This is a genomic window from Flavobacterium sp. JP2137 (genome assembly GCF_050562195.1).
GTDB lineage: Bacteria > Bacteroidota > Bacteroidia > Flavobacteriales > Flavobacteriaceae > Flavobacterium.
Genome location: NZ_CP191647.1, coordinates 1,552,096 through 1,567,718 on the forward strand (window position 1 = coordinate 1,552,096; position 15,623 = coordinate 1,567,718).

The following is a 15,623-nucleotide window of genomic DNA, read 5'->3' on the forward strand; positions in this document are numbered from 1 at the left end:
AAATAAAACCGTATTTTTGCAGGGATAAATACCAACAATGAAAAAGTATCTTGGCCTTTTTTTAGCCCTGCTGTTAATGGCTTGTTCGAGCGATGAAAAGCCCGCTGTTTCCTTTTATTATTGGAAGACCATCTATAGCTTGTCCGCTTTCGAAAAGCAGCAGCTCAAGGAGAATCAGGTCAGTAAATTGTATTTGCGCTATTTTGACATCGCCCTAAAGGATCGTGTCGCGATTCCCTTAATGCCCATTCGCTTCCAGGAAAAGGTCGACGACTTTACTGTGGTGCCCGTGGTGTATATTAAAAATGAGGTGATGCTCGACCCCGAAATTCAAGTCGCAGCATTGGCGCAACGCACGCTCTCGATGATCGATAAAATCAATGAAGTCAATCGGATCTCCGTAGAAGAAATTCAAATTGACTGCGACTGGACCCTAAAGAGTCGCGAGCAATTTATGGCGTATATCGAAGCCTTGCGCAGGGAAACGACTTTAAAAATTTCTGCGACGATCCGTTTGCATCAAATCAAATACCATAGGGAAACCGGAGTGCCCAATGTGGACCGAGGGGTGTTGATGTACTACAATATGGGGCGAATTGACAGTGATGACCTCAATTCGATTTACGATGCGCAGACCGCCTCAAAATACATCAAGAGCGCAGCCCATTACCCTTTGGCATTGGACGTGGCCTTGCCTATATTCGGTTGGGGGGTACACCTGCGCAATCACAAGGTGGTGGGACTAATACCCAAAATTACGGACAAACAGCTGCAGCGCGACGTTAAAACCCAAGCCTTGGGCAAGCACCGCTTTGAAGTGACCGAAGACATCATTGCCTATGGCACTTATCTGCGAGCCGGTGACCAAATTAAAATGGAAGCCGTGACCAAAGCCGATCTGCAAGAGATGGTTTCGGAGCTGCGCAAACAACTCCAGGTGGTTCCTAGGGAAATTATATATTACGATTTAGATTCCATAAATTTAAAAACCTATTCCGATGAAAAAGAATTTTACAAAAAGATTAATAGCGGTTTTTAGCCTGGCAGTTTCCGTTACTGCGGGAGTGATTTACGCCTGCGGTGGGGGCGACTATTGGGGCTACGACTACAATTCCAGCTTTGCTCCAGAGACTTATGCCGACGCGAGTTACAGACCTTTGTTTTTCTCCAGTGAAGAACGGTTTTACGGCATCGGATACTTGGACGACGGTATTGGCCGTTTCAATTCGGATATCACGACAGATTGGAGCGAATACCTTCGCGGCAAATTGAGTGCTGAGGAGGTCGGGTTTTTATTGTTGGACAAAAACGCTGCGGTAATCATCGAGCAATTGCACGAGTATGGTGGCAACAAGCGAAAGCAACATCCGCGTCCTGCGGTTGATTTAAAGGAGAAACGCGTCAAAAACTTTGTCGATTTCCTGTATGAGGCAAAACAGCTCGAGGCCTATTCGACCACGACCTATAACTATTGGGATTATGAAAGCACCACTATTCCCCTCGCTGCAAAAGCGATGGGTGCAGCTTGGGAAAAGAAGTACAAGACCATATCCGGCGATGATTTTTTAAAGAACAGGTATTGGTTTCAAACGATGAAAGCCTATTTCTATGGAGAGGACAAAAGCGAGGCCATTCGCTTTTTTGATGCCACCGCGGCGGCGCAACCCAAAAACCTGTTGTATTATCGCGCGCTGGCCTATGTAGCCGGAGTGCATTACAAAGCCGGCGAATACGCCCAATCCAACTACCTATATAGCTTGGTTTTTGATCAAAGTCCCGAATTGCGAACGGTCACGGCCTATAACTTTCGTCCGCAAGAACAAGCAGATTTTAATCAGTCTCTGGAAATGGCGCAAACCCCAGATGAAAAAGCCGCCTTATGGGCAATGTTGGGTTATTATACCAACGAGCGAAAAGCGATAGCCGAGGTTTACAAATTAAACCCAAAAAGTGTGCATCTCGAGTTTTTGTTGACGCGCTTAGTCAATATTGAGGAAAGCAAGTTAAACGCCTATTACAGCGAGGTAAAATCGCCTAAAACCTACCGTTCTGAACTCAAGCAGAAGTTGGACGGGAGCGCCTTGAAAATGGTTAACGAAATCGCCGCAGCCGAAAAAACGTCCAAGCCCTATTTGTGGCATTTGGCCAGTGGCTACTTGTCTATATACAATCAGGATTACCGCTTCGCCCAAAAGCAGTTCGACCTGGTCGAAAAAAGCGCACCCAGGTCCGAACTCGCCTCCAATCAGTTGCGTTTGTTGCGCCTGATTAATCAGCTCAGCGCGACCGATAAAATCGATGCTAAAACCGAAAAGAGTTTGGTAGCGGAGCTGACGTGGCTAAACAAAACCGTACCGAGTCAGACAATCGACGGCGGAAAATTCAGGTACAACTATGCTTTGGAATGGAGCCGAATGTATGTTTCCTCGCTGTACGCCGAACAAAAGAACAGCGTGATGGCCGAATTGTTTGCCCCTCAAAAGGACTATTATTATAAGTCGGCCAATTTGGAGGCGATGAAAACGCTGATGAAGAAGAAAAACTGGAGCGATTGGGAGCAGTTGGGCATGAGTATTTACCGCATCAAACTCAGCGATATCTACGAGTTTCAGGCCATCGAAGCCACCTATGCCAACCGTATACCTGAGGCCATTGCATTTATGGAGCAGGTAGATACCCTTGCGGTTTTGCAGGGAAATCCCTTTAATGGAAAAATTAAAGACTGCAACGACTGCGACCATGCAGCCGTTCAGAAAATTACCTATAACAAGTTGGAGTTTTTAAAGAAATTGCAGGAAATGCAAGCGAAGATAGCAGGAGGAGAAGAGGTGTATAACAATGCCCTGCTCGTGGCTAATGCCTTTTACAACTTGAGTTATTTCGGAAATGCGCGACTGTTTTACAACAATCCAATCATCGATGAATACGGCAATTATATATCCGAGCGCAATCAAGAGCGCTTGCTCAGTAACAAGCAGGCCAATGCCTATTATCAGTTGGCACTGCAGGCAACCGCCAATCCAGAGCAACGCGCCAAATGCGTTTATATGATGACCAAATGTGAACGCAACGCCTTTTATACCGATAAATACTATAAAAACAACGACTACTACGGCTATCCGTCGGTCAATTTTATCGCTTTTAACGGCTATCAAAAACTCAAAAGTGAGTTCTCTCACACCAATTATTACAACGAGGTCATCGAAGAATGCGGGTATTTTAAAAAGTACCTGGAGAAAAATTAAAACTAAAAATTCAATTTATTTAAGACATAAGGCCGTTTCGAGAGCAATCGAGGCGGCTTTTTTACTACTGTTTTTGTCGGAGTCTTTTAAGGGGATGTTGGCGCCATTGAATTTTCAAAAAAGGGTGTTTCTCAATCGCCTCGATATTTTCAGGAGTTTTAATATCGCGACGCTGTTTCAAGTATCGCATGTACCTTGAAAGGGGTATTTAGAATTGCGCCGTCCAGGGAGTGATTTCGTTTATGGAGTGGATTAAAATATTTCCGGGAAGTTTTTTTTCTCTTTTAAAGAAGGATTGATCACAAAAATAAAAGTGTAAATTTACGCATTGGAATTAATCTATATAAAAAGAAAGAGATGCGCATACATTTTATCGCAATAGGTGGAAGTGCCATGCACAATTTAGCATTGGCTTTGCACGCAAAAGGAGAGCGGGTAACCGGTAGCGATGACGCTATTTTTGAGCCGTCGAAATCCAGATTGCAATCCAAGGGATTGCTGCCAGCAGCTATGGGTTGGTTTGCAGAAAATATCACGGCCGATATCGAAGCCGTCATCTTGGGTATGCACGCCAAACCCGACAATCCAGAATTGCTAAAAGCACAGGAATTGGGATTGAAAATCTATTCGTATCCCGAATTCATATACGAGCATTCCAAGCAAAAAACACGGGTGGTCATCGGCGGTTCACACGGTAAAACGACCATTACCTCTATGGTGTTGCACGTATTGAATTACCACGGTATTGAGGTGGATTATCTAGTAGGTGCCCAATTGGAGGGCTTCGACCGTATGGTACACCTTACCGAAGAAAATGACTTTATACTCTTGGAAGGCGACGAGTACTTATCTTCACCGACAGATTTGCGTCCCAAATTCCATTTATACCAGCCCAATATCGCCCTCATCAGCGGTATCGCTTGGGATCATATCAATGTGTTTCCCACTTTTGAAAACTACGTCGATCAGTTTCGAATTTTTATCGATAAAATCACCAATGGCGGCATACTGGTGTACAATGAAGAAGACCCCATCGTAAGTCAATTGGTCGACGAAGCGACAAAACCCATTCGAAAACTGCCTTATGGCACGCCAAAATACAGTATTGAAAACGGGAAAACCTTTTTGGAAACCCAAGAAGGTCCGATGCCTTTAGAGGTGTTCGGTGCTCATAACTTGAGCAACCTACAAGGAGCGAAGTGGATTTGCCAAAATATGGGCGTAGACGAAGCGGATTTTTACGAGGCAATTGGTTCGTTTAAAGGCGCTGCCAAGCGCTTGGAAAAAGTGATGGAAAACGATACAACAGTCGTATATAAAGACTTTGCGCATTCGCCGAGCAAGGTAGTCGCGACCACCCAAGCGGTTAAACAGCAGTATCCCAATCGCAAGCTCATCGCCTGTTTGGAGTTGCATACCTACAGCAGTTTAAACGCCGATTTTTTAACGGAATATCAAGGAGCTTTAGATGCCGCCGACCAAGCTGTGGTGTTCTATTCCCCCGAGGCCGTTCAAATAAAACGCTTGGAGTCGATCAGCAACCAACAAATGCAAGAGGCTTTTAAAAGAGAAGGATTGGTAACCTATACCGATTCCCGTCAATTTGAATCCTTTGTCAGCGAATTGGATCTGAGCAACAGCGTTTTGTTGTTTATGAGTTCCGGAAACTACGGTGGTTTGGATTTAAACGCCGTCTTTAGCGATAAAAAATAAGCAGCGACTAACGATTATTATACCCATACCATACGGCAGCCCTTGACAATCAAAAGGGCTGCTTTTTTTAATAAAAAAAGTAAATTGGCAAAAAAAAAGCGTGGTTTCAACGAGATTTTCTTATATTAGTATATGTGTAATCAGGTAGTTATGGAGGTGTATAAGAAAGCGTCGATTAAGGCATGGGCGGAGGCCGATAAGCCCCGCGAAAAGTTAATTTTAAAGGGGAAAGCCTCTTTGAGTGATGCCGAACTGCTGGCTATATTGCTGGGTTCGGGGAATAGAGAAGAGAATGCCGTAGATTTGAGCAAGCGCATATTGGGCGAGTACGGAAACAATTTAAATGCCTTGTCTAAGCGCAGTTTAAAGCAGCTTGTTGCCTTTAAGGGAATCGGGGAGGCCAAGGCCGTGGCCATAGTTGCCGCACTGGAGCTGGGGCAGCGTCGGCTGATAGAGCCCGGCACCCAACAGCCGAAAATAGAATCGAGTCGCATGGTTTTTAATTTGATGCGTCCGCTTATTGGTACACTGGGTTATGAAGAGTTCTGGATTTTGTTGTTGGATACTTCCAATACGGTCATCCACCGACAAAACCTGAGTAAAGGCGGTTTAACCGGAACATTGGTAGATGTGCGTATACTGTTTAAGATTGCGCTGGAGCACCACGCTGTAGCCGTTATTTTATGCCATAATCATCCTTCGGGCCAAGTGATACCCAGCGAAACCGATTTGCGAATCACCAAAAAAATACAACAAGCCGGATTGCTGCTCGACATCGTTGTTTTAGACCACCTGATCGTCACCGAAAAAGCCTATTACAGCTTTGCCGATCAAAACCTGATGTAAAGGTTTGGGTGGGAGAAGCGATTTTTGTAATTTTGGTCTCTTAAAAATCTGATGATGCCCGCAAAATTCAACGATAAAACCGATATATTTTTTGATTTAGACCATACCCTTTGGGACTTTGAACGCAATTCGGCTTTGGCTTTTGAAGCGGTGCTAAGCGCTCATAAACTGCCCTTCAAGATAGCGGATTTTCTACAGCATTATGTCGGGATAAACGAGGCGTATTGGGAGCGCTATAGCCTAAATCAAATCACCCAGTCCGAACTGCGATTTGGTCGATTAAACGACACCTTTAAGGCGCTGTCATTTGTGTCCTCAGCCGATGTAGTAGCGCAAATAGCCGACGATTATATCGAGCGTTTACCCCAATTTAATCATTTGTACGACGGGGCGATTTCCCTGCTTGAATACTTGCAACCCAAATACCATTTACACGTGATTACCAATGGCTTTCACGTGGTACAACAGCAGAAAATAAAAAACGCCAACTTGGATTCCTTTTTCAAAACCGTCACCAATTCGGAAATGGCGGGGGTTAAAAAACCCGATTCCAAGATATTTATGTACGCCTTAAACGAGGCGAAAACCGTCGCCCAACAAAGTGTTATGATAGGCGATAATCTCATCGCAGATATCGATGGCGCTCAAAAGGCCGGTATAGATACCATCTATTTTAACGAACACCGTTACGACCAACGTCCCGAATTACTGCAAGTGCATACGCTATCGCAAATTAAAGAACTCTTGTAAGCGAGGTTCAGTCGTTAAGCACCCATCAATACTTGTATTTGAGCTGCCATCTGTTTTTTAAAAACTCGCGAGTTCCCTGTTCACGGGAATTATCTCCGGGTTGATAAAAGGTGGTGCCACTTATTTCGTCGGGTAAAAATTCTTGAGTGACAAAGTTATTGTTGTAGTCGTGTGCGTATTTGTAGTCTTCGCCATAGCCGAGTTCTTTCATCAGTTTTGTCGGCGCATTGCGCAAGTGGATGGGAATCGGTAAATCGCCAGTTTGCTTAACGGTTTGCTGTGCTTTGGCAATTGCGATATACGTGGAATTGCTCTTGGGAGAAGTCGCTAGGTATACCGTGCACTGACTCAGTAGAATTCGACTTTCCGGATGACCGATGACCGATACGGCCTGAAAGATGTTGTTGGCCATAATCAAGGCAGTAGGGTTGGCATTTCCGATGTCTTCCGAGGCGGAAATCAACAGTCGGCGCGCAATAAATTTCACATCTTCACCGCCTTCAATCATGCGAGCCAACCAATATAAGGCGCCATTGGGATCGCTACCGCGTATGGATTTGATAAAAGCCGAAATGATATCGTAGTGCTGTTCCCCGGTCTTATCGTATAAAACCGTTGTTTTTTGAACGATTTGCATCACTTTGGCGTTGGTGATTTCTAAGGTTTCACTATCGGTGGCATTGACGATGAGTTCGAAGGTGTTGAGTAGTTTTCGTCCGTCTCCACCTGAAATGCGAAACAGGGCTTCGGTTTCGGTTAGCGTGATTTTCTTTTTTTGAAGCACCGTATCCTGTCGGATTGCACGCTCCAATAGGGCCTCCAAATCGGCCTTGGTAAACGGATTTAAGGTATACACCTGACAGCGCGACAACAGTGCGGGAATCACTTCGAAACTCGGGTTTTCCGTCGTGGCACCGATCAAGGTAATCCAGCCGCGCTCTACAGCGCCCAGTAGGGAGTCCTGTTGCGATTTGCTAAAGCGATGGATCTCATCGATAAACAATATCGGATTGCGAGCGGTAAATATACCGGTGTTTTTCTTGGCTTTCTCAATGACCTCGCGGATGTCTTTTACCCCGGCATTAATCGCGCTCAACGCATAAAAAGGGCGGTCGCTCACCTTGGCAATGATTTCGGCCAAAGTCGTTTTGCCCGTGCCGGGAGTGCCCCAAAAAATAATCGAAGGTATAATGCCTCTTTTGATTTGTTGCGTCAAAGCGCCTGTCGGACCAACCAAATGGTCTTGACCGATGTATTGAGAGAGGTCTTGCGGTCGAATGCGCTCAGCTAAAGGAATTTGCATGGTGTAAAACGGTTTGGCGTTGATGGAAATATCGGGAATCAACAAGCGGTTAAGCCGATTAAAAAAGCTTTTATATACGGTAGGCAAGTTACGATTTAAGTGCAAATTTAATCGGGTTTCTACCAGAAAATTTACCTTGCTGCCCACCCATTCTGCCGGAGAATGCTTATATTCGTTTTCTATTTTTAATGAATGAATGCAAATCAATCCCAAGATCTTTTGCGACTGCTACTGCTGCCTTTGCTGTTTTTAATAGCGATGTGGGGAATGTATTGGTTGGATTGGAACTATTTTCTAGAGTTGTACGAGTGGGGAATCTATCCCAGAACGTTTCGCGGTTTAATCGGGGTGCTGACAAGTCCGTTTATACACGGTAGTGTCAAGCATTTGTACAACAATTCCATCACGCTATTTGTGCTCTTAGTAGCGCTTCAATATTTCTATAAACAACAGCTGTGGCGCGTGCTCTTTTGGGGCATTGTCCTATCGGGCTTGGGCACGTGGATACTCGGCAGACCGAGCTATCACATTGGCGCAAGCGGCCTGATTTACGTCTTGGTTAGCTTTATCTTTTTCAAGGGGATACAAACCCGTTATTTCCGCCTCGTAGCCCTGTCACTAACGGTGGTTGTGCTCTATGGCGGTATGTTTTGGTATATGTTTCCCGATATTGAAGAAGGCATTTCGTGGGAAGGACATCTGAGTGGGTTTATAGCGGGAATCATCCTGTGTTACACCTTGGAGGTACCCGATTACCAACGCATGTACAAATACGACTGGCAGCGTCCCGACTACGATCCTCAAGAGGATCCATTTATGCGTTGTTTTGACGAAAACGGCCATTTTGCACCGCCCTTACCGCCTCCTGTAGTCGAAGAGGAAACCATTGCAGAGCCGCCCGCCTTTTTCTATTGCAGCCGCCCGGTGGTATACCACCTAAAAGCGGAGGAAGCCCCCGAAAACCCCGAGGGCAATGAAAGGTAGAACGAAGGCAAAAAAAAAGAGAAAATCCGCGGATTTTCTCTTTTTTTTATCGGGTCTAAACCGTTAGCGTCTTTGGCGAATCGCTTCGTATAAGAAGGCACCACAGGCAACGGAAACGTTGAGTGATGCAATGGCACTAGACATCGGAAGCTTGGCGCTTTCGTCAATTATTTTTAGTACAGAAGGGTTAATACCGCGCTCTTCGCTTCCCATAACTAGGGCTAAAGGGGTGTTTAATTCCACATCGTAAATTTCTTTTTCTGCTTTTTCGGTCGCTCCCACGGTTTTAACGCCAGAACTCTGTAGGTAGAAAATCGCATCTTTAATGTGATCAACCTTGCAAATGGGAATGTTAAACACCGCACCGGCAGAGGTCTTTACCGTATCGCCATTGACAGGAGCGGCACCGTTTTTGGAAATGATGATACCGTCTACACCACAGCAAGCAGCCGTACGGATAATCGCACCAAAATTACGGGCATCAGAGACTTGATCCAAGATTAGGAAAAGCGGTGTGGCTTTGGTTTCCAAAACCCCTTCAATCAGCGTTTCTAAACCTACAAAGGCTATGGGCGCTATTGAGGCAACCGCACCTTGGTGGTTTTTAGGCGTTAATCGATTGAGCTTTTCAACCGGTACGTATGAAAAATTGATGTTGTTTTTTCGCAAAGACTTGAGCAGGTCGCTCATCAGCTCGCCTTGAGCTTCTTTTTGAATAAAAACTTTATCGATGTCTTTTCCCGCTTCTACAGCTTCTAAAATGGCTCTAATACCAAATATTTGATTCTCTTTTTCCATGCTGCAAATATATAAAAAAAACCGGCTCGATCGCAGCAGTTAACAAAAGGAAAATTTTGGCGTTAGGCGCTTTATAAAAAAAGGAAGAGGCCGCTGGGGAGCGGGCCTCTTCCGGACAAAAAAATCCTTCCTACTAACTAATTCAATTCTTGTCCCAAAAAATCTTGGTCGCTTGTGTATCCCCTCCAATAGCGGTTGAAGCCTGACTGTTGTTTGTCGAATTGAGGTTTCGCTCTCTAACGGGATAGGTATATCGATGGGGTACGGGTTTTCCGGATTGTGCGGCTATATTGAGCAGGGGTGCATCGAGTCTGCGGTATACGGTCCAGGCATCAAAACCTTTGTTGTATAAGGCAATCCAATATTGCAGGGCTATTTTTTCCTGCCAGGTGCCCGCTGCCGTGGAATAATTGACTTCGGGTTGTGCCAAATACGCATCGGCCTCCTCGGGAGTATTACCCCAAAATTCAAAGGAAGCGCGGATGGCAGACTCGTACAAAGCCTCTACACTGGCTGTTGAAGTGATGCCTCTTGCGGCAATTTCTGCGAGCATAAATTGCACCTCGGTATAATCGAGTAGCGTTCCCGGGTAACTCGGACTTAACAAGGTTCTGGATATTTGCGTATGCGCGCCATAGGAAGTCGCATTGCCATAGACGCCACCCATATAGATGCCCTCGCCCAAATTTTGTCTAAAATATTTTGCGCGTCTCGGATCGTTTAAGGTATTCATATAATCTACAACGGTATTGGCTGCGACAAAATCCGCCCGGCCACTTTTTACCAAATCAAGCCACAGCGGATTGGTATAGGGCTCTGTTCCGGTGTAATTCAAGGTAAAATTATCGGCCTGAGAACTGATAACCCCGATTGTGAGGGCATTGTTAATCGTCGACTGGGCCAAAGTGGGGTTCACATCAGCTAGTTGCAGTCCTAGTTTGAGTTGCAAGGTGGCGCCGAATTTTTTCCACTTCGACAAATCGCCGTGGTAGATGATGTCATTCATGGCAAAGTCGTTCTCCAAGTCGTCTAAGGCATCGGTTGCTTTAATCGCTCTTTTGATGAGGTCGTCGTAAATGGTTTGGGCATCGTCGTATTTTGGGGTGGTATTTTGCAAACCGGCTAAAGCTTCGGTATAGGGTATGTTCCCAAAGGTGTCTACCAGAGTTTGCCACGCCTGTACTTGTAGTAAATCGATGATGGCCAATTGGTTTTTTTTCTCCATATCGGATATCAACATATCCGCTTCGAGGATTTTTCTGGCATCGTCCAAATCGTATAGCACCCGCATATAGAGTTCATTCCACAGTTGTTGATTGATATTTCTGGTTTCCAAGTCGTAGTTGGTTTCCTCGGTATAGGTGGTTTCGTTCCAGTATTGGGCAACCAATCTAAAGATGTTATAGTTGACATTGGTACTGTGCATACGCGACACATAACTGCTAATGGCTGCAGTAATCAGAAATTCGGGTTGTACCGTTTCTGGTTTTACGTCGTCGTGGTTAAGGCTGTCGTAATCTTCGTTGGAGCAGCCCACGAGTAGTCCCATTAATAGGAGGGTTATAATTGATTTTTTCATTTTTCACTAATTTTAAAATTGCACTTTTAAACTGGCTCCAATTTCGCGTATGGTCGGGTGGGCACCGGATTGGTATCCTTGGATATTCCCTGCGCTTAAACCGGCTTCCGGATCGGAATACGGAATGTTTTTGTGTATGATCCACAGGTTTCTACCGATCACGGAAAGGGTGCACTTTTCGATAAACGAGCGCTTGATAAATCGTTCCGGGAAGTCATACGACAAGGTGACGTTTCTCAATTTTACATAAGACGCATCGTAAACATGCGCTTGTCGCGGAGCTGTCTGAGCCAAATATCCCCAGGGGTTGCCGCTTCCGTCTCCGCGATTGGCGCGTACGCGAATGTCGTTGGGTGTACCGTTTTCTTTAACACCGGGTAGAATTACACCACCGCCCTGTTCCAAAGGATTTCGAACCGGATTGCCCAAATCGTTTATTCCCGCACCGGCGTTGTCGTACAAACCGGTGGCAAACCCGTAATAGGTATCCAAAGAGAAAACGCTACCGCCTTTTTGTGCGTCTATTAAAAAACTGAGGTTTAGATTTTTATAACTAAAGCTGTTTTTGATGCCGCCCGTCCATTCGGGATTCATATTTCCGATGATGGTGGTCGACGCACTGTGCAGGTATTGTCCTGTTTTTCCGATAACGCGATCGCCTTTGTCATTGTATACATAACCGGTACCTCTGATAACGCCATAGGGTTCGCCTTTTTTCGCCCCTATGGAAATACCCCCTTGTACATTGGCTAGTTGCAGGTAGTCCACGTTATATAAGTCCAGTACTTCATTGGTGTTTTTAGCAAAGTTAAATCCGACTTTCCAGTTGAAATCTGTCGTGCGAATCGGGCTGATATTCAGATTGGCCTCAATTCCTTTATTGACCATATCACCGGCGTTTAGCCAAATGGAACTCGCGCCAGAGGCACTGGAAACGTCGACGGGAGTAATTAAGTCTTTGGTTTTTCGGTTGTAGTAAGACACCTCAAAAGACAGGCGATTCTTCCAGGCAGCCATTTCGATTCCAAGCTCGTATTCGTTCATCATCTCGGGTTTTAAGTCCGGGTTTAAAAACCGGGCGGGATTCTCTGCGGCACCCGAGCTGCCAAAGGGCGCATTCAAGAGGTAGGTGTTGTGCAGGTTAAAAATGTCGGTATCGTTACCCACCTGAGCGTAATTCACACGGAATTTTCCAAAATTGATCAAGGGGCTGTTCAACAGCTCGGAGAAGATAAAACTCCCAGACACCGATGGATACCAATACCTGTTTTGGCTTTCGCTGGACAGGGCCGATGAGCGATCGGTTCGAATGCTACCGTCTAAGTAGGCGAGGTTGCGATAACCAAAGCTGGCTCGGGCGTAAAGTCCATCTACTTTTTTAGTGCCGCGGTATTGTGTCATATTGTTTGCCGATAGGGCATTGAGCGAATTGGGCAAGCTGTATATGCCCGGTATGAGTAAGCCCCCGTTGGTAATCCCGTGAAAGCGATCGGCTTTCTCTACGCGAAGATTCCAGCCCACATTGGCGTCCAGGCTGATGTCCGAAGTAAGGTCTGTTTTTATCGTGGCAATCAGGTCGTAATTGTTTTCCGACACCGTTTGTGTAAAGAGTTGGTATTCCCCCAACTCATCGCCAGCAGTACCTTTGGCCAGTCGGCTCTCGCGAATCTCGTCGTAATTGTCGAAGGAGTATTTTCCCGTCAGGTTTAACCAAGGTGCCAGGCGGTAATCGATGCTGATGTTGCCCATATAGCGATGGCGGTTATCGTTTTGATAGTTCTGATAGCGCACAAAATAAAAGTTATCGGTATACAGCGGTCGCGTATCGTCATAACTTCTGATGTTCCAAGTGGCATTGCTGTTTAGGGTGGCGTAATACGCTTGACGCTGTTCTTCTAAATCGACGTTGGTCTGCCACCATTGTCGGAAACCCTGCATGGGATTGAGTCCGTTATAGCCCGTTCCAACCCGTCCTTTACCGATGGAATTGGTGTAGGTAAGATTGCCCGAGGCGGTGATTTTGTCCGAGATTTGATGCGTAGCGCTCAGGTTGATGGTATTTCGCTTGAGTTGGCTGTTGGCCAAGTTACCCTCGGTGGTATTGTTGGTAATTCCCAATCGGAATACGCTTTTGTCTGTAGCTCCTGAAAGGGCTAGGGAATTGACATAAATATGGGAACTGCCCCAAACGGAATTCGGATCGTTCTTGGCCGCTACCCAAGGTGTGGTTTTGCCAGAGGTAGACAAGCCGGGGTAGAAGGAATTCCATTGATAGACCATTAAATTCGGGTCGTATGCAGCGCCATAAGAGGCGTCATCGCCAAATTGTACCACGTAATCCGGGATGCCGTCGCCATTGATGTCTTCCCCGCTAAAATACGGATTGTTGGGGTTTGGATTCTCGTCGGGTTTGAGCGGTCGGTATCCAGCGCCGTATTTTTTTTGATATTTTGGCAGGGTTTGCTTGTCTGCAGTACCCACCATAAGCGAGGAGTTGAATTCCACGCTGATGTCTTTTTTCTTGCTGAGGTTGCCCTTTTTGGTCGTGATCATAATCACCCCATTTTGCCCTCTGGATCCGTATAAGGCCGTGGCTGCAGCCCCTTTTAATACGTTGAGGGTGGCGATGTCATTGGGGTTGATGTCCGTGGCTGCGTTGCCGTAGTCATATCCCCCTCTACCGGTGGTTTGGTCTGCGGTATTGTAGGTTTTATCGTGAATAGGCGTTCCGTCTATAACGACCAAAGCCTGGTTGTTTCCGTATAGGGAACTAAAACCGCGGATAATCATATTGCTCGACCCGCCCATGGCTCCGGAATTCTTGATGGCCAATCCGGCAATCTCTCCGTGTAGGGCGTCGGCGAAGTTGTGCACCGGCGTAGCGGAGACGGTTTCGCCACTGATTTCCTGGGTGGAATACCCCAGCGACTTTTTGTTTCGAGTGATTCCCAGGGCTGTAACGACTACGGTTTCCAACTCGACGATATCCTCTTGTAAATCGATGTTTAAAACGGTCGTTGTCACTCGGTGTTCCTGGGTCTTCATACCCAAGAAGGAAAAGCTCAGTACCTCGTCTCGATGCACCTTTAGGGAATAACGACCATCCAAGTCGGTTTGAGTAGCCATTTGACTTTGTTTGTTGAGTATGGTTGCGCCGGGTAAAGCATGCCCATTGGGATCTTTTACCGTTCCGCTTACGGTGATTTCTTGCGCATAAATGCTCAAGGATGCGAACAATAGCAACCATAAATAGCGTAATTCTTTTTTCATGATCTATGTGGTATTGTAAAAGCACAGACTAAAAAACTACAATCACAGGTCTTGTTTTAGCAGTTGCTTTTAATTTTTTTTCGACATGTTTTTTGACATTTTGTATTAAAATAGATTTCTGTATTTCCGATTTATGGGGCATAGCGGGTTTGACCAAGCCGATCTAAAAATCGAGCGACAAATTGTTTAATGGTCTCGTTTTTTAATATCTTTGTTAATTGTGTTTGGTCATCGGTTCACGCAATGAGGCCATAGTCGGGTTGTAGTGATAGCTAGTACCACCATATTGTCGGACTCGGACGTCCTAATTGCCGTTGCTCATCCTAGGGCGAAAGCCGGATAGACAGCTGTAGAAGTGAGGGTTTTCTGCAAAACTCAGCAGCGTTTTTTTTCGCTTGCTCGGCCTGAGTTTTAAAGCAGGCAGCTGCTCCGCGTTGTCTGCGCGCACCGAGGTGCGCTGTTTTTTGTTAATTCTAAAAAAATGTCGAAAATTTGTTAATATTTATTTTCAAAGTTTTTTGTTTGCTTAAGCCTTTAATTTTTTGAGCTCGATGTGTTTTTTAAAATTTTAGTTCATAATTTTATAATTGGTTTATTAGTTAAGTTTTTGTGGATTTAATGAATTAAATCCAATTGTTTGTCGTTTTATATGAATATTCAATAACAAATATAAACGATATTTCTCGATTAAAAAAAATAATATGCAAGAAAAATCGATTATAAAGCAAAATATTTTGACTTATCTGCGGTATAAGGGGGTAACTCCTTATAAGTTTTACAAGGATACGGGGATGACTCGAGGTATCTTGACCCAGAATAACGGGATGAGTGAGGAGAATACGTTGAGATTTCTCGACTATTACGCCGAGGTCAATCCGGAGTGGTTGCTCACGGGCAAAGGGGTGATGCTTCGGCAGGGAGTTCCCAGTCGAGAGTCGGTGCTGTTGGAGTCTGTAGAGCAGGCGCTTAATCTGGAACTGCAGTTTTTAAAGGAGAGCAACGGACTGTTGCGCGATAAGATTGTTTTGTTAGAGCAAAACAAGGTGTTATTGCTACGCGAAATCGTTCGCTTGGGCGGGGATACGGCCGTTTTTTCCGACTGCGATTCCGCAGTTGACATCCGCGGCTAAGCCGT

At 45.5% G+C, this 15,623-nt stretch carries 11 protein-coding genes; 7 read left to right on the forward strand and 4 right to left on the reverse strand.

Annotated elements, in window-relative coordinates; all coding sequences use genetic code 11:
• Positions 1-37: 37 nt before the first annotated feature.
• The 5 genes from ACQZ43_RS06625 (at position 38) to ACQZ43_RS06645 (ending at position 6,554) form a co-directional block, all read left to right on the forward strand.
• Entirely contained in the window at positions 38-1,039 is a 1,002-nt protein-coding gene (locus ACQZ43_RS06625; RefSeq protein WP_430615170.1) for a hypothetical protein, read from the forward strand.
• The gene (locus ACQZ43_RS06630; RefSeq protein WP_430615172.1) at positions 999-3,245 is read left to right on the forward strand and encodes a hypothetical protein; all 2,247 of its coding nucleotides are present in this window, start codon (positions 999-1,001) and stop codon (positions 3,243-3,245) included. Before ACQZ43_RS06625 ends, ACQZ43_RS06630 begins: the two co-directional genes overlap by 41 nt.
• A gap of 357 nt (positions 3,246-3,602) precedes the next feature.
• Positions 3,603-4,958, forward strand: coding sequence for a UDP-N-acetylmuramate--L-alanine ligase (locus ACQZ43_RS06635; protein WP_430615174.1), 1,356 nt, complete (start codon positions 3,603-3,605; stop codon positions 4,956-4,958).
• A 132-nt stretch (positions 4,959-5,090) separates the two neighbouring features.
• Complete coding sequence (gene radC / locus ACQZ43_RS06640) at positions 5,091-5,804, forward strand: RadC family protein (RefSeq protein ID WP_430615176.1); 714 nt, start codon at positions 5,091-5,093, stop codon at positions 5,802-5,804.
• Positions 5,805-5,855: 51 nt separating this feature from the next.
• Positions 5,856-6,554, forward strand: a complete 699-nt coding sequence (locus ACQZ43_RS06645) for a YjjG family noncanonical pyrimidine nucleotidase (protein ID WP_430615178.1) — start codon at positions 5,856-5,858, stop codon at positions 6,552-6,554.
• Positions 6,555-6,579: 25 nt separating this feature from the next.
• On the opposite strand, the gene ACQZ43_RS06650 is transcribed toward ACQZ43_RS06645, so the two are convergent.
• Positions 6,580-7,857 (reverse strand): replication-associated recombination protein A, encoded by a 1,278-nt coding sequence (locus ACQZ43_RS06650; protein ID WP_430615625.1) that lies wholly within the window; start codon positions 7,855-7,857, stop codon positions 6,580-6,582.
• Between the two features lie 192 nt (positions 7,858-8,049).
• Between ACQZ43_RS06650 and ACQZ43_RS06655 the strand changes: the two genes are divergently transcribed.
• On the forward strand, positions 8,050-8,841 hold the full coding sequence (locus tag ACQZ43_RS06655) for a rhomboid family intramembrane serine protease (RefSeq protein WP_430615180.1): 792 nt from the start codon (positions 8,050-8,052) through the stop codon (positions 8,839-8,841).
• Between the two features lie 63 nt (positions 8,842-8,904).
• On the opposite strand, the gene rlmB is transcribed toward ACQZ43_RS06655, so the two are convergent.
• From rlmB to ACQZ43_RS06670, 3 genes are all read right to left on the reverse strand, one after another.
• Complete coding sequence (gene rlmB / locus ACQZ43_RS06660) at positions 8,905-9,639, reverse strand: 23S rRNA (guanosine(2251)-2'-O)-methyltransferase RlmB (protein ID WP_430615182.1); 735 nt, start codon at positions 9,637-9,639, stop codon at positions 8,905-8,907.
• 142 nt (positions 9,640-9,781) lie between these two features.
• Positions 9,782-11,218: a SusD/RagB family nutrient-binding outer membrane lipoprotein gene (locus ACQZ43_RS06665; RefSeq protein ID WP_430615184.1), complete on the reverse strand. Its 1,437-nt coding sequence runs from the start codon at positions 11,216-11,218 to the stop codon at positions 9,782-9,784.
• A 12-nt stretch (positions 11,219-11,230) separates the two neighbouring features.
• Positions 11,231-14,488 (reverse strand): SusC/RagA family TonB-linked outer membrane protein, encoded by a 3,258-nt coding sequence (locus ACQZ43_RS06670; protein WP_430615185.1) that lies wholly within the window; start codon positions 14,486-14,488, stop codon positions 11,231-11,233.
• A 701-nt stretch (positions 14,489-15,189) separates the two neighbouring features.
• Between ACQZ43_RS06670 and ACQZ43_RS06675 the strand changes: the two genes are divergently transcribed.
• On the forward strand, positions 15,190-15,618 hold the full coding sequence (locus tag ACQZ43_RS06675) for a hypothetical protein (protein ID WP_430615186.1): 429 nt from the start codon (positions 15,190-15,192) through the stop codon (positions 15,616-15,618).
• Positions 15,619-15,623 lie beyond the last annotated feature (5 nt).